The 19,357-nt window shown below is 60.5% G+C and carries 15 protein-coding genes; 4 read left to right on the plus strand and 11 right to left on the minus strand.

Annotated features, from left to right (window positions below; all coding sequences use genetic code 11):
* Positions 1–203 precede the first annotated feature (203 nt).
* Both B9A97_RS00300 and B9A97_RS00305 read left to right on the plus strand, forming a co-directional pair.
* Positions 204–752: a biliverdin-producing heme oxygenase gene (locus B9A97_RS00300; protein WP_084362992.1), complete on the plus strand. Its 549-nt coding sequence runs from the start codon at positions 204–206 to the stop codon at positions 750–752.
* Positions 752–3,283: an HWE histidine kinase domain-containing protein gene (locus tag B9A97_RS00305; RefSeq protein WP_084362993.1), complete on the plus strand. Its 2,532-nt coding sequence runs from the start codon at positions 752–754 to the stop codon at positions 3,281–3,283. The genes B9A97_RS00300 and B9A97_RS00305 overlap by 1 nt, the downstream gene beginning before the upstream one ends.
* Before the next feature lie 96 nt (positions 3,284–3,379).
* Here B9A97_RS00305 and B9A97_RS00310 read toward each other — a convergent pair whose 3' ends face one another.
* Positions 3,380–4,012 (minus strand): TerC family protein, encoded by a 633-nt coding sequence (locus B9A97_RS00310; RefSeq protein WP_084363455.1) that lies wholly within the window; start codon positions 4,010–4,012, stop codon positions 3,380–3,382.
* A gap of 256 nt (positions 4,013–4,268) precedes the next feature.
* Between B9A97_RS00310 and B9A97_RS00315 the strand changes: the two genes are divergently transcribed.
* Positions 4,269–7,649: a hybrid sensor histidine kinase/response regulator gene (locus B9A97_RS00315; protein WP_084362994.1), complete on the plus strand. Its 3,381-nt coding sequence runs from the start codon at positions 4,269–4,271 to the stop codon at positions 7,647–7,649.
* Complete coding sequence (locus B9A97_RS00320) at positions 7,642–8,565, plus strand: response regulator transcription factor (RefSeq protein WP_084362995.1); 924 nt, start codon at positions 7,642–7,644, stop codon at positions 8,563–8,565. The genes B9A97_RS00315 and B9A97_RS00320 overlap by 8 nt, the downstream gene beginning before the upstream one ends.
* Before the next feature lie 10 nt (positions 8,566–8,575).
* Here B9A97_RS00320 and B9A97_RS00325 read toward each other — a convergent pair whose 3' ends face one another.
* The 10 genes from B9A97_RS00325 to B9A97_RS00370 all read right to left on the minus strand — a co-directional run bounded on the left by B9A97_RS00325 (position 8,576) and on the right by B9A97_RS00370 (position 19,262).
* On the minus strand, positions 8,576–8,851 hold the full coding sequence (locus tag B9A97_RS00325; RefSeq protein ID WP_084362996.1) for a helix-turn-helix domain-containing protein: 276 nt from the start codon (positions 8,849–8,851) through the stop codon (positions 8,576–8,578).
* Positions 8,848–9,174 (minus strand): type II toxin-antitoxin system RelE/ParE family toxin, encoded by a 327-nt coding sequence (locus B9A97_RS00330; RefSeq protein ID WP_084362997.1) that lies wholly within the window; start codon positions 9,172–9,174, stop codon positions 8,848–8,850. The genes B9A97_RS00325 and B9A97_RS00330 overlap by 4 nt, the downstream gene beginning before the upstream one ends.
* Positions 9,175–9,213: 39 nt before the next feature.
* Entirely contained in the window at positions 9,214–10,866 is a 1,653-nt protein-coding gene (locus B9A97_RS00335; RefSeq protein ID WP_244564070.1) for an acyl-CoA synthetase, read from the minus strand.
* A gap of 179 nt (positions 10,867–11,045) precedes the next feature.
* A complete protein-coding gene (locus B9A97_RS00340) occupies positions 11,046–12,161 on the minus strand; it encodes a branched-chain amino acid ABC transporter substrate-binding protein (protein ID WP_084362998.1) in 1,116 nt (371 codons plus the stop codon).
* Positions 12,162–12,277: 116 nt separating this feature from the next.
* Complete coding sequence (locus B9A97_RS00345) at positions 12,278–12,631, minus strand: DUF6867 family protein (RefSeq protein WP_084362999.1); 354 nt, start codon at positions 12,629–12,631, stop codon at positions 12,278–12,280.
* 24 nt (positions 12,632–12,655) lie between these two features.
* Entirely contained in the window at positions 12,656–13,384 is a 729-nt protein-coding gene (locus B9A97_RS00350) for an ABC transporter ATP-binding protein (RefSeq protein WP_084363000.1), read from the minus strand.
* Positions 13,384–14,256, minus strand: a complete 873-nt coding sequence (locus tag B9A97_RS00355) for an ABC transporter ATP-binding protein (protein ID WP_084363001.1) — start codon at positions 14,254–14,256, stop codon at positions 13,384–13,386. The genes B9A97_RS00350 and B9A97_RS00355 overlap by 1 nt, the downstream gene beginning before the upstream one ends.
* Positions 14,256–15,653, minus strand: coding sequence for a high-affinity branched-chain amino acid ABC transporter permease LivM (gene livM, locus B9A97_RS00360; protein WP_084363002.1), 1,398 nt, complete (start codon positions 15,651–15,653; stop codon positions 14,256–14,258). Before livM ends, B9A97_RS00355 begins: the two co-directional genes overlap by 1 nt.
* A gap of 4 nt (positions 15,654–15,657) precedes the next feature.
* On the minus strand, positions 15,658–16,560 hold the full coding sequence (locus B9A97_RS00365) for a branched-chain amino acid ABC transporter permease (RefSeq protein WP_084363003.1): 903 nt from the start codon (positions 16,558–16,560) through the stop codon (positions 15,658–15,660).
* Positions 16,561–16,835: 275 nt separating this feature from the next.
* Positions 16,836–19,262 (minus strand): GcvT family protein, encoded by a 2,427-nt coding sequence (locus B9A97_RS00370; protein ID WP_084363004.1) that lies wholly within the window; start codon positions 19,260–19,262, stop codon positions 16,836–16,838.
* Positions 19,263–19,357 lie beyond the last annotated feature (95 nt).

Consider the following 19,357-nt stretch of genomic DNA (forward strand, 5'->3'; position numbering starts at 1 on the left):
GTTCCGCAACACCGGGTTAAAAAAGTCTTTAACCGTTGCTGAAAGGGACTATCCGACGCTGCAGTGCAAAACCGTATACGTCGTTTGACGTAGCCGATGGGGTAAAAAGGGGTGAAACTACCCCCGAGAAGCAGGCCGGGGGGCGAACTTGTCAAAGGTTAGCGGAGCGGCATATATGAATGACGAATTCGGAAGGACTTTGGATGGACAATCCGTCGCGACGCAGCGTTTTGAAGATGCAAACCGCTGCCGCACACCAGGCGCTGGATGACATGATCGGCGGCTTTGGCGATCTTGAAGCCTACAGGCACTATCTCGTCGGCATGGCGCGGTTCAGGCTGCCGCTGGAAAGCTGGCTTAAGCAACAGGATCCGGTGCCGGCCGAGCTTGGCGACTGGCAGCCGGAATATTACGGCGACGACATTCTTGCCGATCTGGATGATCTCGCCATCAGCCCTCCCGATGCCGCGAAACCCTTCGCCCCACCGGCGGGCGAAGGTCTGATCGGCCTGCTTTACGTGCTCGAAGGTTCAGCACTCGGGGCGCGGCTGCTGGCCAAGCGTTCGGAGAATATCGGCCTCTCTGCCAGCCACGGCGCGCGACATATTTTTCGTCAGGCAGGGAACCTTTCCAGCTGGCGCACGTTTTCGGACCGGATGGAACGAATGTGTGTATACGACGACCGGGCCTCATCGGCATGGGCAAATTTCACCTTCGCTTATGCCCGTAACGCCTTCGAGAGCCCCTTTTAATGTCCGCTCAGACTGTCGATCTTTCCAATTGCGACCGCGAACCCATCCATATCCCCGGCAGTATTCAGCCTCATGGCTGCCTATTGGCCTGCGACATGGAAATCAGCCGTGTCCTGCGCCATTCCGCCAACGCCTCTGGCATGCTTGGGCTGGATGACGCCCTCAATGGCCGAACGGTCCTGGAACTGCTCGGCGCGGATGTCACCCATGACCTGCGCAATGCCGTATCCGCCGCGCCGGAGGCGAGCCGCGCGGCGGTAATTGCGCATATGCAACTGCCCGACGGCGGCTATTTCGACATTGCCGTCCATCGGCAGAATGACGTCGCGATCCTTGAGTTCGAGCCATCGCTCCGCCGCACCCAGCCCCTGCAGCTCGCGCGGGAGATGATCGGTCGTGTCAAGGATATCGCCGACATCGACAAGTTGATTTCCACCTCATCCAAGCTGGTGCGCGCCGTGCTGGGCTATGACCGGGTGATGATCTACCGGTTCGAGCAGGACGGCTCCGGCAAGGTAATCAGCGAGGCGCGTCGGGGCGATCTGGAAAGCTTCCTCGGGCAATATTTTCCCGCCACCGACATCCCCCGCCAGGCGCGGGTGCTATATCTGCAGAACCCCTTGCGCATCATTTCCGATGCGAACGGAACGCGGGTGCCCCTGGTGCCGGAGCTTGACGATTCCGGCCAGCCCCTGGATCTTTCCTTCGCGCATCTGCGCAGCGTGTCGCCGATCCATTGCGAATATTTGCGCAACATGGGCGTCGGCGCCTCCATGTCGATCTCGATCATCGTCAATGGCACGCTCTGGGGTCTGATCGCCTGCCATCACTATTCGCCCAAGACGCTCAGCATGTCCGAGCGCATCGCCGCCGAAATGTTCGGCGAATTCTTCTCCCTGCATCTGCTGGCGCTCAAGCAGAAGCGCAAGCTCGACATCGCCAACGAGGCGCGCCGCTCGCTGGACCGGTTCCTGCAATCGGCCTCGAACATTGCCGATGTCGATGAGATGCTGGCCGCCGCACTTCCGGAATTCAGCACACTGTTTGCCTGCGATGGCGTGGGGCTCTGGATGAACGGCCGCTGGACATCGGTTGGATCAGCGCCTCCGGCCGGCGAGGAAGAACCGCTGGCCCGCTTCGTGGCAGACCTGACATCCGGCGGCATCTGGGCCACACACGCGCTGTCGCGCGCTTACCCGCCGGCGGAGCAGTATTTCGAGGAGGTCTCCGGCGTCCTCAGCATTCCCCTGTCGCAGATCCCGCGCGACTACCTGTTTTTCTTCCGCAAGGAGCGGCTGCAAACCCTGAACTGGGCGGGCAATCCGGAAAAATCCTATGAGACCGGACCGCTGGGCGACCGGTTGACGCCGCGCAAGAGCTTCGCGATCTGGAAGGAAACGGTCCAACGCCAGGCGGAACCCTGGCAGGATACCGATTACGAGATCGCCGAGGCCGTGCGTTCGGCAACGGTCGAGGTGGTGCTGCGCCACAACGAACTGATGCAGGAAGAGCGGAACAAGGCCGATATCCGCCAGCGCATGATGAACGAGGAACTGAACCACAGGGTGAAGAACATCCTGGCGGTGATCAAGTCCCTGGTTGCCACGCCGGCGCATAACGACCTGCCGATAGACGACTATATCGGCTCGCTGCGCGGACGCATCCACGCGCTGTCCCATGCCCATGACCAACTGACCCGCGGCGCCGGCGGCGGCCTGCTGGAAGACCTGATACAGGCCGAACTTCTGCCGTTTCGCGTTGGGGCCACAACGATCACCCTGGACGGTCCGCCCGTCACGCTTGATGCACGGGCCAATGCCGTCTCCGCCCTTGTCATTCACGAGCTGTGCACCAATGCCGCGAAATACGGCGCGCTGTCGCGTCCAGGCGGCCGACTCGTCGTGGAGTGGAGCCGGGAGGCCAATGATGACTGTCGATTGCGCTGGGAAGAGGTCGGCGGACCAGCAGTCAAGCCACCGCAGCGCAAGGGCTTTGGCACGGCTTTGATCGAGCGCAGCATACCCTACGATCTTGGCGGCAGCAGCCGTCTGGATTATCTTCCCGATGGTCTGCTTGCCGAATTTTACCTGCCCAGCCGCTTCCTGACCTGGGAAACCACGCCGGCAAAAGCATCAAAGATATCAACAGGACCTGAAACATCGATCGTGAAAAACCTTGATTCAAACGTCGCCGTTCTCCTGGTCGAGGACCAGGTGCTGATCGCCATGGATGCCGAGATGATGCTGGGCGATGCCGGCCTGTCGAACATTGTCACCGCCAGCTCTAGCACCGACGCCCTCAACCGGCTAAAAACCTTCACGCCCGATGTCGCGATCCTCGATATCAATCTCGGCCAGCATACCTCTGTTCCCGTCGCCGAGGAGCTGAGCCGCCGCAACATCCCCTTCGTCTTCGCGACAGGCTATGATGATCGTCTGGCCGTTCCCGAAGGCTTTGCGAGTGTGCCGGTGGTGCGCAAACCCTATGACAGCGCAGCCCTGGTCAAGGCCCTGTCCGACCGGCTCGGGTAATCGCGCGCGGCCGCCTGACGGACAGCATCACAAACAAAATCGCCGCGTTCGGAAGAACGCGGCGATTTTGTTTGCAGATAGATCTTCCTGCCCGGATCAGGCCAGCCAGCCCTGGACATAGGGCCATACTTCCAGCGCACCATGATAGATCATCGTGACGGTGACATAGACGATAACGCCAAGGCCGACATAAGCGATCCAGCGATGCTTGTGCAGCAGCCGTGCGACGAGATTGGCGGCCAGACCCATTAGCGCGATGGACAGAACCAGACCGATGATCAGGATCGACGTGTGTTCCTTTGCAGCGCCGGCCACAGCCAGAACGTTGTCGAGCGACATGGAAACATCGGCGATGACGATCTGCGTCGCCGCCTGCATGAAAGTCTTCTGCTTGACGTTGAATTCGACGTCATCCGTCTCGCCGGCCCCATGCGGCTCATGCGCGGCCGCGCGCAACTCGCTCCACATCTTCCAGCACACCCATGCCAGCAGGAGGCCGCCCAGCAATTGCAAGCCAACCAGACCGAGCAGATAGGCCGTGATCGTGGCGAAGCCGATACGCAGCACGGTCGCCGCGGCGATGCCGACCAGGATGGCCTTGTTGCGCTGATGCTCCGGCAAGCCGGCCGCGGCCAGACCGATGACGATCGCGTTGTCGCCTGCCAGGACCAGGTCGATCATGATAACCTGCAGGAGCGCAGCAAGGCCGGCGGCCGTAAAAACTTCCATCATGTTTTGGAATCCAATGCATGCGTGAGGCGACGAAGCTATCAACCGCTATAAAAGATAACGCGGCCATGACAAGCCTCCCATTCCCCCGGCTTAACAGTTTTTCGATATCTGCATGCAAACACGCAAGGCGACGTTTTGTTTCCGCGCATTCTCCGGTCGTGGCAGCAGCCATCGATCCACCCTTGCAAATCCCGCCATTCCCGTGAAAATGCCTATTCTGCAATCTCTCCGAAAAAGGCGCTAGAAAATAGGCATGGCAGCCCGCCAACGTATCATTCCGGTCAGGCGCGAATATAACCGCTGGGTGGCCAACCAGACGCTGGAAGACTATGCGCTGCGTTTCACCGCAAAGAGCGCGCGCAAGTTTTCGTCCAGCCGCATTTCCCAGACTGCGATCGGCGCGATCTCCTTCCTGGCGCTGGAGGCGATCGGCGGCACGATCACGCTGTCCTATGGCACGACAAATGCCTTCTTCGCCATCATTGCCGCCTCGATCCTGATGCTGGCGGTCGGCATTCCGATCAGCCGCTATGCCATTCGCCACGGGGTGGATATCGATCTCCTGACCCGCGGCGCCGGCTTCGGCTATATCGGCTCCACGGTGACATCGCTGATCTATGCTAGCTTCACCTTCATGCTGTTTGCCATCGAGGCATCGATCATGACGGGCGCGCTTGAACTGGCCTTCGGCATACCCCTGTGGATCGGCTACATCATCTCCGCCATCGTCGTGGTGCCGCTCGTCACCTATGGCGTGCAGATGATCTCCAAGTTCCAGTTGCTGACGCAGCCCTTCTGGATCGTTCTGAACATCCTGCCCTTTATCTTCATCGCCTATGCCGACTGGGAGAAGTTCGACCTGTGGCGCGCCTTTGCCGGGATCGGCCATTCCAATACCGGCCACGGCACCGCACCCTTCGATCTGCTGGAATTCGGCGCCGCCTCCGCGGTCATCCTGGCCCTGATGCCGCAGATCGGCGAACAGGTGGACTTCTTGCGCTTCCTGCCGCCCGAGGGTGGCAGCCGGCTACGCCATCGCATCGCCGTGTTCCTGGCCGGCGCCGGCTGGGTGGTCGTCGGCGTGCCGAAGCTGCTCGCCGGGTCCTTCCTAGCGGTTTTGGCGCTTTCGTCCGGCATGCCGGCCGGCGACGCGGCCGATCCGGCGCATATGTATCTCACCGCATTCGGCTACATGATCCCCAACGAAATGGCCGCCACCCTGCTGATGGTGGCCTTCGTCGTGGTCTCCCAGCTGAAGATCAACGTCATGAATGCCTATGCCGGGTCGCTGGCCTGGTCGAATTTCTTTTCCCGACTGACCCACAGCCATCCCGGCCGCGTCGTGTGGCTGATCTTCAACGTGGCGATTGCGCTTTTGTTGATGGAACTCGGAATCTACCGGCTGCTGGAAGAGACGCTGGGCATCTTCTCGATCATTGCCATGGCCTGGCTCTGCGCAATCTCCGCCGACCTCTTCATCAACAAGCCGCTGGGCCTGGCCCCGCCCGGCATCGAATTCAAGCGCGCCCATCTCTATGACATCAATCCCGTCGGCTGCGGCACTATGCTGCTCTCGGCCGGCATTGCGCTTGCGGCGCATTTTGGCCTGTTCGGCGCCCTGCTGGCATCGCTGTCGACCTATCTGACCCTGATTGCCTTGCTGATCTCGCCGCTGATCGCCTGGGCCACCAAGGGCAAATATTATCTGGCCCGCAAGCCGCGCGAGGGCTGGAAAAACCAGCTGGGCATCACCTGCTCGATCTGCGAGCATCCGTTCGAGCCCGAGGACATGGCCTGGTGCCCTGCCTATGCCGCGCCGATCTGCTCGCTCTGCTGCTCGCTCGACAGCCGCTGTCACGACATGTGCAAGCCGCACGCCAAGCTCAATGCCCAGGTGGCAAGCGTCGCCCGCAGCCTGCTTCCGACCCCGGTGATCGAGCGCCTATCCACCCGTCTCGGCCGCTACACCGTGACGACGCTGGTCGCCCTTTCCATTATCGGCGCGATCCTCGCCCTGATCGCCCATCAGGTGGGCCGCGCAGCCCCCGATACATCTGAGGTGGTCGATCGCACCGTATTGATCGTCTTCTTCGTGTTTGCCGTCATGGCCGGTGTCGCGAGCTGGTTTTATGTGCTGGCACATGACAGCCGCGTGGTCGCCGAGGAGGAATCCTCACGCCAGAACACCCTGCTTCTCAAGGAAATTGCCGCCCACAAGAAAACCGACGCCGCCCTGCAGACCGCCAAGGAAACGGCGGAGGCCGCCAACCGCGCCAAGAGCCGTTACGTGGTCGGCCTCTCCCATGAATTGCGCACGCCTCTGAACGCCGTGCTGGGCTACGCGCAATTGCTGGAACGGGACGAGACGATCCCGCAGCCGCGCCAATCCGCCATCCGCGTCATCAGGCGCTCGGCCGATCATCTCTCCGGCCTGATCGACGGGTTGCTCGATATATCCAAGATCGAGGCGGGTAAGCTGCAGGTCTATTCCAACGAGTTGCACCTGCCGGACTTTCTCGACCAGATCATCGATATGTTCGCGCCGCAGGCCGAAGCCAAGGGCCTGTCCTTCGTGCATGAGCGACCGCCTGCCCTCCCGCAATATGTCAAGGCGGATGAGAAAAGAGTGAGGCAGATCCTGGTCAACCTCCTGTCCAACGCCATCAAGTTCACCGACCAGGGGCTGGTCCGCTTCACCGTGACCTATCGCAGCCAGGTTGCCACCTTCACGGTGTCGGACACGGGGCGCGGCATTTCGGAGCGGGACCTCAAGCGCATCTACGAACCTTTCCAGCGCGGCGAAGCCGACAATGTGAGGCCCATGCCGGGGCTGGGCTTGGGTCTGACGATCACCCAGCTCCTGACCAATACGCTGGGCGGCGAAATCTCGGTCAGCAGCGAAAAGGACAAGGGCTCGACCTTCCGCGTGCGGTTGATGCTATCGACCGTCGACCGGCCGAACACCGCTCCCGCCGCCGAGCGACGCATCGTCTCCTATACCGGTCCGCGCCGCACCATCGTGGTCGTCGACGACAACGAGGATCATCGCGAACTGATGCGCGAAGTGCTCTCGCCACTGGACTTCGTGGTACTGACGGCCAATTCCGGGCCGGATTGCCTGACCCTGATCGAAGGGGTTCGCGCCGATCTCTTCCTCGTCGACATCTCCATGCCCGGTATGAACGGCTGGCAGCTTGCGGAAAAGTTGCGCGAGGCTGGGCAGGCAGCACCCATCCTGATGCTGTCGGCCAATATCGGCGACGGATCGGTCTCGTCCGGCAGCGACGCCCACAACGACGCCATCCCGAAGCCGGTGGATGTCAAACGGCTACGCGACAAACTGGCCATGCATCTGGGGCTCGACTGGGTCTATGCCGACGATGCAACGCCGGTGAAACCCAAGCTTCCACCCAGGATCGAAAGCCCAGGCCCAGACCATATCGAGGACCTGATCCGCCTGGGGGAAATCGGCTATATCAGGGGAATCGAATCCAAACTGGCGGATCTGGCCAAGCAGGAGTCCAACTTGCCCTTCACCGATGCGCTGCGGCAGCACGTGCAAGCGTTCGACATGGCCGGCTACATGAAGTTCCTCGCCAATTTCGCAACCGAGGAGGTCGACAGCCGTGGCTGAACCGCTGAGACCGCGTGATATCGTGCTCTTGGTCGATGACAGTCCGGAAGCCCTGGGCTTCCTGACGGATGCGCTCGAACAATCGGGATTCTCGGTGCTGATTGCGACCTCAGGCCAGGCAGCACTCGCCATCGTCGAGCGCATCAGCCCCGACCTCATCCTGCTGGATGCCGTCATGCCCGGCATGGACGGTTTCGAGACCTGCATGAAGCTGAAGGCGAGCCCATCGGTCGCCCAGGTTCCTGTGATCTTCATGACCGGCCTCACCGAAACCGAGCATGTCGTGCATGCGCTCGATTCCGGCGGCGTGGACTATCTGACCAAGCCGATCAACATCGATGAACTCCGGGCCCGCATCCGCGTGCATCTGTCGAATGCGCGATCCGCGCAGAGCGCGCGCGTGGCGCTCGATGCCGCCGGCCGGCACTTGCTGGCCGTCAAGGGCAGCGGCGCGGTTCACTGGTCCACGCCCCAGGCGACCCGCCTCGTCAATGCCGCCACCGGGCGCGACGACGGACTGGACATCGTCGCCGCCTCCATCGCCGAATGGATGGCCAACCGGGACAAGCCAGGCTTTGCCCGCGACACATCCTTCTCCTTCGCCCATGACGGAGAAGCCGCCCTGCATCTGGCCTTTCTCGGCGCCATCGGCGCCGACGAATACCTGTTTCGCCTGACGGCGGTGGGCCACAAGGCCGATGACGAGACCCTGCGCCAGGCCTTCGGGCTGACAACGCGCGAATCGGAAGTGCTCTTGTGGATCGCCAAGGGCAAGTCCAACCGCGATATCGGCGATATCCTGGGGCTGTCGGCGCGCACGGTGAACAAGCACCTGGAGCAGATCTACGTGAAGCTCGGCGTCGAAAACCGCGCCTCGGCAGCCGTCATGGCGGCGAATGCGCTGCGGGAGACGTGAACTTTCAATCCTATGGAAGAAGCTTGATCTCCAGGCGACTGCCAGTCGCTTCCGCGTAACGCTGCAACGTCGCCACCGACGGCGAAACGCCGCCGGCTTCCAGACGCGCAATGGCGGACTGCGTGGTGCCTATGCGGCGCGCCAATTCAGCTTGCGATAGCTTCGCCCTGGTACGCGCGAGCACAAGGGCTTCCAGAAGTTGGAACTCGATGTCAGCCTTCGCATATTCCTCACGGAATTCCGGATGCTCAATCAACCTCTGCTTCAGATCGGCAAGCTTGGTCATATCTCGATGTCCTTCATCCGTTTATGCGCGATTTCGAGCGCCATTCTCGGTGTTTTCTGGCTCTTCTTCACAAAAACATGAAGAATAACAATTCTCCGTCCCGTGACGGTAACATAAATGCCGCGAGCGATGCCTTCGCTTGACTTCGCTCTGAGCTCCCACAGTTTTCCTTCGAGATGCTTGACGTGAGGCTCCCTGAATTGCTCGAGCCCCACATTCTCAATGGCCTCCAATAGACGGATCAATCTTGCCTGCAACCCGGGTGGTAACCCCAGGATTTCAGCATCGACCACCGCGCCAAAGGTCTCAACGCTCCATGTCATTGGAGAAATATAGCGAATAAGAGATAATTTTGCAACCGCCTAACCCAATGCCCTCGCCCGCTCCCTAAGTACATATTTCTGGATCTTGCCCGTCGATGTCTTAGGCAACGGTCCGAAGACTACCGTCTTTGGCGCCTTGAAATGCGCCATATTGGCCCGGCAGAAGTCGATCAGTTCCCGCTCCGTCACCTCGGCGCCGGGCTTGAGGCCGATGAAGGCGCAGGGTGTTTCGCCCCATTTCTCATCGGGTCGCGCGACGATCGCCGCTTCCATGACGGCGGGGTGGCGATAGAGCACGCTTTCCACCTCGATGGACGAGATGTTCTCCCCGCCTGAGATGATGATGTCCTTGGAACGATCCTTGATCTCGATATAACCGTCGGGATGGCAAACCGCGAGGTCGCCGGAATGAAACCAGCCGCCGGAAAACGCCTTGGCCGTCGATGGCGGATTCTTCAGATAGCCGCGCATGACATTATTGCCGCGGAAGAAGATCTCGCCCATGGTCTCGCCATCCGCCGGCACCGGCTCCAGCGTCTCGGGGTCGGCGACCATCAAGCCGTCAAGCACGGAGTAGCGGACGCCTTGGCGGGCTTTCAGCCGGGATTTCTCGGTGATCTCCAACTCGTCCCATTCGCCATGCCAGGCGCAGACCACCGCCGGTCCATAGGTCTCGGTCAGGCCGTAGGTATGGGTGATGTCGAAGCCCAGCGCCTCCATGGCTTCGATGACGGCAGCCGGCGGCGCGGCACCGGCGGTCATCACACGCACCTTGTGATCGATGCCGGATTTCAGTTCGTTCGGCGCATGCGCCAGCATGTTGAGCACGATCGGCGCGCCGCAGAAATGGGTGACGCGCTCGCTGCGGATCAGGTCATAGACCGGCTCGACGCGGACAGCCCGCAGGCAGACATTGGTGCCAGCCGCCGCCGCGATGGTCCAGGGAAAGCACCAGCCATTGCAATGAAACATCGGCAGGGTCCAGAGATAGACCGGATGGTGGTTCATGCCCCAGGTCAGTATGTTGCCGATGGCATTCAGATAGGCACCCCTGTGGTGATAGACGACGCCCTTGGGATCGCCCGTCGTGCCTGAGGTATAGTTGAGGCTGATCGCATCCCATTCGTCCGCAGGACGCTCCCACCGGAAATCGGCATAGCCCTCTTGAAGCAAGCCGTCATAGGTCAGTTTTCCGATGCGCTTGCCGCCATGATAGCTGGGATCGAGGATATCGACCACCTCGATGCTGCGCCCAGTGCGCGCCAAGGCCTTTTCCACCACCCCGGAAAACTCGGGATCGACGATCACCATCCGCGCTTCGGCATGGTTGAGAATGAAGGCAATGGCCTCGGCATCCAGCCGCGTGTTGATGGTGTTGAGCACGGCGCCCACCATCGGCACGGCAAAATGCGCCTCAAACATCTCGGGTATATTGGCGGCGACGATGGAGACCGTATCGCCCTTGCCGATACCACGCGCCGCAAGCGCGCTGGCCAGCCGGCGCACCCGGTCATAGGTTTGTGCCCAATTGCGCCTGACGTTCCCGTAGATCACCGCCGGATGGGCAGGATAGACTGAAGCCGTGCGCTCCAGGAAGCTGAGCGGCGTCATCTGTGAAAAATTTGCCTGGCTCTTGTCGAGATCGCGTTCGTAGATGCCACCGGCCACGGCAAGAGGCTCGCCCTGCATCATAATTCCTCCCCTGAAATTCTCCTCGGACGCAGTATTGCGCAATCCGTGGCTTGGGCAACTGCAAAAGAGGTGAGATCGGGAAGAATGGCGTGAATAAGCAGGATGCCGATGCGAAGGCTCGAAACGCAAAGAGCCCGGCGCGATGGCCGGGCTCTCCGTTGTAACTTTGGCGAAAAGGATCAGCCCTGCGGGAAGTAGGAATACTTGCCGTCCGGACCCTTCTTCCATTCGTACATGATGTAGCCGGGGATCTTCGGGTCGCCCTTCGCGTCGAAGGACATCTCGCCGAGAACGGTCGGGAAGGAGCCCTTCTTCATGGCTTCTGCAACGGCTTCCGGCTCGTTCGAACCGGCGGCCTTGGCAGCTGCTGCGATCGTCTGCAGAGCAGCGTAGGAGTAGAGCGTGTAGGCTTCCGGGTTGAAGCCGGCTGCCTTGAACTTCTCGACGAGTTCCTTGTTGGCCGGGTTCAGCGTCGGGTCGGGGCCGAAGGTGTTCAGCGTACCGGCAACGGCGTCGCCAGCGATCGAGGCCAGTTCGTTCGAAACAATACCGTCACCGGAAACGAGCGTTGCCTTCAGGCCCTGGTCGGCAGCCTGGCGGATGATCAGACCGGCTTCGGTGTGAAGACCGCCCCAGTAGATGATCGAGACGCCGGCTTCCTTCATCTTGGCGATAAGCGCCGAGAAGTCCTTGTCGCCGGTGTTGACGCCTTCATACATGACCTCGGTCACGCCGGCTGCGTTCATCGCCTTCTTGGTTTCGTCGGCAAGGCCCTGGCCATAAGGGGTCTTGTCGTGAACGACGGCAATCTTGCCATCCTTGAACTTTTCAGCCAGGTACTTGCCGGCAACGCCACCCTGCTGGTCGTCACGACCGCAGGTGCGGAAGGTGTTCCACAGGCCGCGTTCCGTGAAGGTCGGGTTGGTTGCAGCCGGTGTGATCTGTAGGATGCCGTTTTCGGCATAGACTTCCGAGGCCGGGATGGAAACGCCGGAGTTGAAGTGGCCAACCACGAACTTGACGCCATCAGCAACGAACTTGTTCGCAACCGAGATGCCCTGCTTGGGGTCGGAGACGTCGTCGCCCAGAACGATCTTGATCTGTTCGCCGTTGATGCCACCGGCCGCATTGATGTCGGCTGCAGCCTGCTCAGCACCCTTCTGAAGCTGTGCGCCGAACGCGGCGTTCGGGCCGGTCAGCGGGCCGCCGACGCCGACAAGGATGTCAGCCCAGGCATTGCCGCTGAAGGCAACCATGGCGCTCAGCGCCACGGCTGAAAGAAGCGTCTTCTTCATCTTGATACTCCCAATTTTTGGGCGGGTCTATTGCATGAACCTGCATGATACCCACCATCATCATGCAGGAAAACTGTTCCACTCTGACGGTATTCCAGACGAGAAAAACCCGCCTGTCAATCTCTCTTCTTCCACGAGAAGGCTGAGGTTTTCTCGTATAGCCAATAGTATTTTTCGGTCATCTGCCCCGTGCGATGCATGCGGAACCCGATCGTTGCAAAGACCAGAAGCAGTACCACGTCGATGGCGTAGTAGAACGGGCTGATGAACGGTCCCGCAAACAGCGAGAAGTGCAGGAACCGCATGACGAAGCCCAGAAGCAGCGAATAGATCACCACGACAGGATATTCCTGCCAACTATCCGCCACCGCCTTGCCGGATCGCCAAGCGGTCCAGAAGCCGATGATAAGAACCAGGACGCGCAGCACATACCGCACGCCGCTATCTGTTTCGAAAAAAAGTCCCTGCATTTCAATAGCTCCCGAGGCGGCGCATCAGTGGCGCCCGCCTTCCAGATAGGCTGCGCGCACCTGCGGATCGGCCAGCAGTTCCTTGCCGGAACCGCTCATGGTCACCTTGCCGTTGACCATGACATAGGCCCTGTCGGAGAGCTTCAGCGCTGCGAACGCATTCTGTTCCACGAGGAAGACGGTTAGTCCCTCTTCCTGGTTCAACTTCTTGATCGCCTCGAAGATGCCCTTGACGATCAGTGGTGCGAGGCCGAGCGACGGCTCGTCCAGGAGAAGCAGCTTGGGACGCGCCATCAGCGCACGCCCGATCGACAGCATCTGCTGTTCACCGCCCGAAAGCGTGCCGCCGCGCTGGCTCTGCCGCTCCTTCAGGCGCGGGAACAGCGTGAAGATCTTCTCGACGTCCTCGTTGAAGTATTTGAGGTTGTCGAGCCCGGCCCCCATCTGCAGGTTTTCATAAACCGTCATGCGCGGGAAAATGCGCCGCCCCTCGGGCGACTGGGCGATACGGCGGCGGGCAATAAGATGCGTCGGCTGGCGGGTGATGTCCTCGCCATCGAAGATCACCTTGCCGTTGCGCGCCTGCGGGCTTCCGCAGATCGTCATCATCAGCGTTGACTTGCCGGCGCCGTTGGCCCCGATCAGGCTGACGATCTCACCCCTGTTGACCTCGACATCCACCCCGCCAAGGGCGCGGATATTGCCGTAATAGGTCTCAACGCCCTGGACTTGCAGCAATGCAGTGCCGGTCATCACTTGTCTCCTCCGGCAATCGCTTCCACGTCCGAAATCGCCTCTTCCAGTTCCTCGTCCTCGACACCCAGATAGGCTGCAATCACCTTCGGATCGTTCTTCACATGATCCGGCGTGCCATCCGAGATCTTCTGGCCGTACTCCAGCACCACCACGTGGTCCGAAATCTCCATGACGACGGACATGTCGTGCTCGATCAGCAGGATGGAGGTGCCGGTATCGGAGCGGATGCTCCGCAAGAGCGTATTGAGGGCGGCCGATTCCCGCGGGTTGAGACCGGCGGCCGGTTCATCAAGGCACAGAAGCTCGGGACCCGTGCACATCGCGCGGGCGATTTCCAGTCGCCGCTGGGCACCATAGGGCAGATCACCCGCCGGATCGTCAGCACGGTCGGTGAGGTCGGCCTTGTCGAGCCAATAGGCGGCCAGGTCGATGGAGGCCTTCTCCGCCCGCTTGTAGGCTGGCAGTCCGAGCAGGCCGAGAACGGTGTAGCCCGATGCCAGCATCAGCGCATTGTGCTGCGCCACCAGCAGATTTTCGAGCACCGTCAGGCCGGAAAACAGCCTGATATTCTGGAACGTACGGGCCACCTTGGCCTTCTTGGTAACCTCGAAGTCCTCAAGGCGCTCCAGAAGGAAGCTGTCGCCGCCTTTCTGGTTCAGCGTGATCATACCCATCGTCGGCTTGTAGAAGCCGGTGATGCAGTTGAACACGGTGGTCTTGCCGGCGCCGTTGGGACCGATCAGGGCCGTGATATCGCCACGCTTTGCCTCGAAGGAGAAGTCGTTGATGGCCATAAGGCCGCCGAACCTCATCGAGAGATGTTCGACCTTGAGAATTGTATCCGTCATCACAGTGTTTCCGGAGGTCATCAACCGTGACCCTCCTTGGTGAAGCTACCCGAGACAGCCTTGCGCTCCTTGAGGAAGGCCGTCGGCTCTCTGCTGCCAACAAAACCGCGCGGCTTGAACAGCATCACGATGATCATGGCGAGCCCGAACAGCAGCATTCGGTAGAGCTCGGGGGTAAAGTCCTCGCCAAACACATGCTTGAGGAATTCCATCTCGCGCAGCAGTTCGGTTCCGCCGACCATGACGATGGCTGCAACCGCGATGCCGGTGAGCGAGCCCATGCCGCCGAGAACGACAATGGCGAGAATGACAGCCGATTCGAGGAAGACGAAGCTTTCCGGCGAGACGAAGCCCTGGCGGGCGGCAAAGAACGACCCGGCGAAACCGCCGAACATCGCGCCGATGGCAAAGGCCGTAAGCTTGGTGGTGACCGTGTTGATCCCGAGCGAGCGGCAGGCGATCTCGTCTTCGCGAAGAGCCTCCCAGGCCCGGCCGATCGGCATGCCCCTAAGCTTGATCGTGACATAAGCCGTCAGCATGCAAAGTGCCAGGATCACATAGAACAGGAAGATCTTGTACCAGGCGGACGAGGTTGCAAGGCCCAAAGCCTTGGGAAAATACGTCGGCGACCCGACGTCGAAGCTCCAGATGCCGAACACAGAGGCCTTGGCGATGCCCGAAATGCCGAAGGTACCCTTCGTTACGTCAGTCCAGTTGATCAGCACCAGGCGGATGATCTCACCGAAAGCCAATGTGACAATGGCGAGATAGTCGCCGCGAAGGCGAAGGACCGGGAAACCAAGGATGATACCCCAGAAGGCGGCAAGAATGCCGGCCATCGGCAGCAGCAGCCAGAAGGACAGGCCTAGATAGCTGGAGAGCAAAGCATAGGAATATGCGCCGACAGCATAGAAAGCGACATAGCCGAGGTCGAGCAGGCCCGCGAGCCCGACGACAATATTCAGGCCCCAGGCCAGCATCACATAGATCAGGATCTGGATGCCGAAGTTGTCGACATATTTCAGCGATCCCTGCGGTCCGAACAGCATGACGGATACCGGCGGATAGAGCAGCAGCGCAACCAGGGCAATCTTCAGGAAGTGCTCGCGAAAGAAGCCCTTCTCCGCGGAAACGTCCGGGATGCCGCTCTTGGCCTTGGCCAGCCTGCGCCGGTCAAGATGCGGCCGAACCAGCGCCACCACCAAGAAGCGGCCGACGGCGGCAACGGCGACGAATACCGCCAGAAGACCCCAGCGTGTCCGCCACACCAGCGCGTTGTTGATATCCTGGTAGGTCTCGATACCGACGAACAGGATGAACATACCGAACGCAATCACGCCGGCAAACAAACCTTCCCTCAGGCCCCTGGCGATCGCGTTGGACGATCCGTTGCCCGCTTCATTTACGACTGTAGCCATGGGATCAAACCTTCTCGACTTCGGGGCGTCCGAGGATGCCGGTCGGCTTGAAGATCAGCACGAAGGCAAGCAGGCCGAAAGTGGCGACGTCTTTGTATGCGATCGAGAAGTAGGCCGACCACAAGGACTCGATGAGGCCGATCAGCAACCCGCCCAGCACAGCCCCCGGCAGGGAGCCGATGCCGCCGAGAACGGCTGCCGTGAATGCCTTGACACCCGGAATGAAGCCGTCATTGAACGAGGCCACCCCGTAATACATCAGATACATCGTGCCGGCGACGGCTGCGAGTGCCGCACCCATGATGAAGGTGATGGAAATCGTGCGGTCAACATCAACGCCCAGAAGCGCTGCCATCTTGCGGTCCTGCTCGGTGGCGCGCTGTGCGCGACCAAGCGGCGTCTTGTTGACGATATACCAGAAGATGGTGAGCAGCACGGCCGTGACTGCCACGATCACAAGCTGCTTCAGCGAGATCGTGATTGCACCGAAATGATAGACATCCGTGACCAGCGGCGGGATCGGCTTGTTGCGCGGACCCTGCGTGACCTGGATGAAGTTGGACAGCACGATCGACATGCCGATCGCGGTGATCAGCGGCGCCAGGCGGAACGAACCGCGCAGCGGACGATAGGCGACCCGCTCGATTGTCCAGTTCCAGAGACCGGTCAGCAACATGCCGACCAGCAGCATCACCAACAGCAATATTGCCACCGGGATACCCGCGAAGAAGGATGTCAGGATGAGGAAAACGATAAGGGCAGCGAAGCCGCCAAGCATGAAGATATCGCCATGGGCGAAATTGATCATGCCGATGATGCCGTAGACCATGGTGTAGCCGATTGCGACCAAGCCATAGATGGATCCAAGAGTCAGCCCGTTGATGAGCTGCTGGATGAAATACTCCATGTACTATCCCCTGGACGCGAACTTCGAGGCCGCGTCTCTTGTATGTTTACCCCCGAAGGGCGCCATAAACGCGATTCCATAGCGCTTTCAGTCAAAATGTGAAGCGCAAAAGGCAAGCACAGCGTAATTTTTTACCACTTGATAACAATTTGACGCGAAAGCGGCCTTCATCCCTAAATTTACGGCAGTTTATGCCTATTATTTAGGCAATTAGTACCGTTTCGGCGTGAAGTGTCCACCGCCTGTGTCATTTCAGGCGGTGGATATCACACGCGTCAGGAGCGCATTCGGGAGCCGTTTGCGTCAAACAGGGGTTGTGGTTGCAGGCGGGCGGGCAGCATCTCGCCCAGGAGTTCGATCTGCCAGCCATCGATCACGTCGGCGACCTCCTTGGGGACATAACCGATGGCGACGGACACGCCTGCCGCATGGGCAAAGCCGCCTGACGTCACCCAGCCCTTCACTTCGCCATTGAGGAAGATCGGCTCATCGCCGATAACATCGGCATCGCGCGCCTCCACCACGAATGTCTTCAGCCGCAGGGCCCCGCCGCTGGTCCGTTCGTCGCGCGCTGCCTGCTTGCCGATAAAATCGGCCGGTTTGTCGAGCGACACAAAACGGGAAAGACCGGCTTCGAGCGGTCCATAAAGCGGCCGATACTCGCGCGACCAGCTGCCGAAGCTCTTTTCCAGGCGCAGCGCATTCAGCGCCCTCAGCCCGAACAGCGATATGCCATATTCGGCGCCGGCTTCCATCAGCGCCTCGAACAGATACCGCTGATATTCCGGCCGCACCCAGATTTCATATCCGAGATCGCCGGTATAGCTGGCCCGCCCGACGATGGCGGGCGCCATGTCCAGATCCATCTCGCGGATGTCCATGAAGCGGAAGGCGGCATCCGAGATATCAAGATGCGTAAGCTTGGCGAGAACGTCGCGCGACCGGGGACCGGCGATGGCGAGACCGACCAGCCCGAGATTGAGCGCGTTGACGCTGACCGACCCGTCTTCGGGCAAATGGCTTTCGAACCACCGCATATGGTAGTCCTCGGCGATGCCGGAGCCGATGACCAGAAATTCCTCGTCATCGATATTGGCAACCGTGAAGTCGCCGATGAGCTTGCCGGCCTCGTTCAGCATTGGCGCCAGCACCATGCGGCCGGCGGGCGGAATGCGCGCCGCTAGCATCAGGTCCAGCCAATCCCGTGCGCCCTCCCCGGACACGGAATATTTGGCGAAGCCGGAGGTTTCCATCAGGCCGACGCTTTCGCGCACCGCCTTGGCTTCGCAACCGACAGCCTCGAAATCGGTCGAGCGGCGCCAGGAGAACTTGTCCTCGACACCGGCGGGCGCGAACCACAATGGCGTCTCCAGGCCGTAGGATGCGCCGAACACGGCGCCGGCGGCCTTGAGCTTGTCATAGATCGGCGTGGTGAGCAGAGGACGCGCCGCCGGCAGTTCCTCATTCGGATAGCGGATCGAGAAGCGGCGGGAATAGTTCTCGCGCACCTTGGCATTCGTATAAGCAAGCGTCGCATAGTCGCCATAGCGGCAGACATCCATGGCGAACACATCGAAGCCGGGATCGCCCTCGATGATCCACTGCGCCAGCGCCAGGCCAACGCCGCCGCCTTGGGAGAAGCCGGCCATGACCGCGCAAGCCGACCAGAAATTGGTCATGCCGCGCACCGGCCCGACCAGCGGATTGCCATCGGGCGAGAAGGTGAAGGGGCCGTTGATGATCTTGCGGATACCGGCATTGTTGAAGGCCGGGAAGTGCCGGAAGCCGACTTCCAGCTCCGAGGTGATGCGTTCCAGGTCTTCCGCCAGCAATTCGTGGCCGAAGGTCCAGGGCGTCTCGATCGGCGACCAGGGGCGGCAATCCTTTTCATAGGTGCCCATCAGCATGCCGTTGCGTTCCTGGCGGATATAGATCTCGCCATCGAAGTCGACGCAATGCATCAGCTCCTTGCCCGTGGTCTTGTTGAACTCGATGACCTCGGGCATGTCCTCGGTGATGAGATACATATGCTCCATGGCAAGCACGGGCAATTCCAACCCGACCATGCGGCCGACCTCGCGCGCCCAGAGACCGGCAGCATTGACGACGTGTTCCGCCTTGATCTCCCCCTTGTCGGTGATCACGCGCCAGGTGCCGTCCTCAAGCTGCACGAGGTCCTCGACCTTGGTGTGCAGATAGATTTCCGCCCCGTTCTTCTTGGCCGACTTCGCATACGCATGTGTCGTGCCATAGGGGTCGAGATGGCCTTCATGCGGATCGAAGACCGCACCGACGAACTGCTTGGGATCGAGCAGCGGCATCATCTCATAGGCTTCCCGCGCGGCGATCAGCGTCGCCTCGCCATTGGCATATTTGCCCTTGGCCAGCAGCGACTTCATCCAGTCGAAACGCTCAGGCGTTGCGGCCAGCATCAGGCCAGAGGTCATGTGCAGGCCGATATCCTGGCCAGAATACTCCTCGATCTCCTTGTAGAGTTCGACGGTGTATTTCTGCAGCTTGGCGACATTGGGATCGCCATTGATGGTGTGCATGCCACCGGCGGCATGCCAGGTGGAGCCCGAGGTCAGTTCCGACCGTTCGACCAGCACCACATCGGTCCAGCCGAACTTGGTGAGATGGTACAGCACCGAACACCCGACGACACCGCCGCCGATGACGACGACCCGCGCATGACTTTTCATGAAAACATTCCCCTTGGTGCTAGCGATAGTATTCCGAAGCTAGAGGGGCGCAGGAAAAACGAGAAGCCCATGGCTGCGACGAAGCATGTCGCGAA

Source organism: Rhizobium sp. RU36D (genome assembly GCF_900176345.1).
GTDB lineage: Bacteria > Pseudomonadota > Alphaproteobacteria > Rhizobiales > Rhizobiaceae > Allorhizobium.

Excerpts from the sequence above, each read along its gene's own strand:
- B9A97_RS00300 (WP_084362992.1), top strand. The coding sequence starts at position 204 with ATGGACAATCCGTCGCGACGCAGCGTTTTGAAGATGCAAACCGCTGCC.
- B9A97_RS00305 (WP_084362993.1), top strand. The coding sequence starts at position 752 with ATGTCCGCTCAGACTGTCGATCTTTCCAATTGCGACCGCGAACCCATC.
- B9A97_RS00310 (WP_084363455.1), bottom strand. The coding sequence starts at position 4,012 with ATGGAAGTTTTTACGGCCGCCGGCCTTGCTGCGCTCCTGCAGGTTATC.
- B9A97_RS00315 (WP_084362994.1), top strand. The coding sequence starts at position 4,269 with ATGGCAGCCCGCCAACGTATCATTCCGGTCAGGCGCGAATATAACCGC.
- B9A97_RS00325 (WP_084362996.1), bottom strand. The coding sequence starts at position 8,851 with ATGACCAAGCTTGCCGATCTGAAGCAGAGGTTGATTGAGCATCCGGAA.
- B9A97_RS00330 (WP_084362997.1), bottom strand. The coding sequence starts at position 9,174 with ATGACATGGAGCGTTGAGACCTTTGGCGCGGTGGTCGATGCTGAAATC.
- B9A97_RS00335 (WP_244564070.1), bottom strand. The coding sequence starts at position 10,866 with ATGATGCAGGGCGAGCCTCTTGCCGTGGCCGGTGGCATCTACGAACGC.
- B9A97_RS00340 (WP_084362998.1), bottom strand. The coding sequence starts at position 12,161 with ATGAAGAAGACGCTTCTTTCAGCCGTGGCGCTGAGCGCCATGGTTGCC.
- B9A97_RS00345 (WP_084362999.1), bottom strand. The coding sequence starts at position 12,631 with ATGCAGGGACTTTTTTTCGAAACAGATAGCGGCGTGCGGTATGTGCTG.
- B9A97_RS00350 (WP_084363000.1), bottom strand. The coding sequence starts at position 13,384 with ATGACCGGCACTGCATTGCTGCAAGTCCAGGGCGTTGAGACCTATTAC.
- B9A97_RS00355 (WP_084363001.1), bottom strand. The coding sequence starts at position 14,256 with ATGACCTCCGGAAACACTGTGATGACGGATACAATTCTCAAGGTCGAA.
- livM (WP_084363002.1), bottom strand. The coding sequence starts at position 15,653 with ATGGCTACAGTCGTAAATGAAGCGGGCAACGGATCGTCCAACGCGATC.
- B9A97_RS00365 (WP_084363003.1), bottom strand. The coding sequence starts at position 16,560 with ATGGAGTATTTCATCCAGCAGCTCATCAACGGGCTGACTCTTGGATCC.
- B9A97_RS00370 (WP_084363004.1), bottom strand. The coding sequence starts at position 19,262 with ATGAAAAGTCATGCGCGGGTCGTCGTCATCGGCGGCGGTGTCGTCGGG.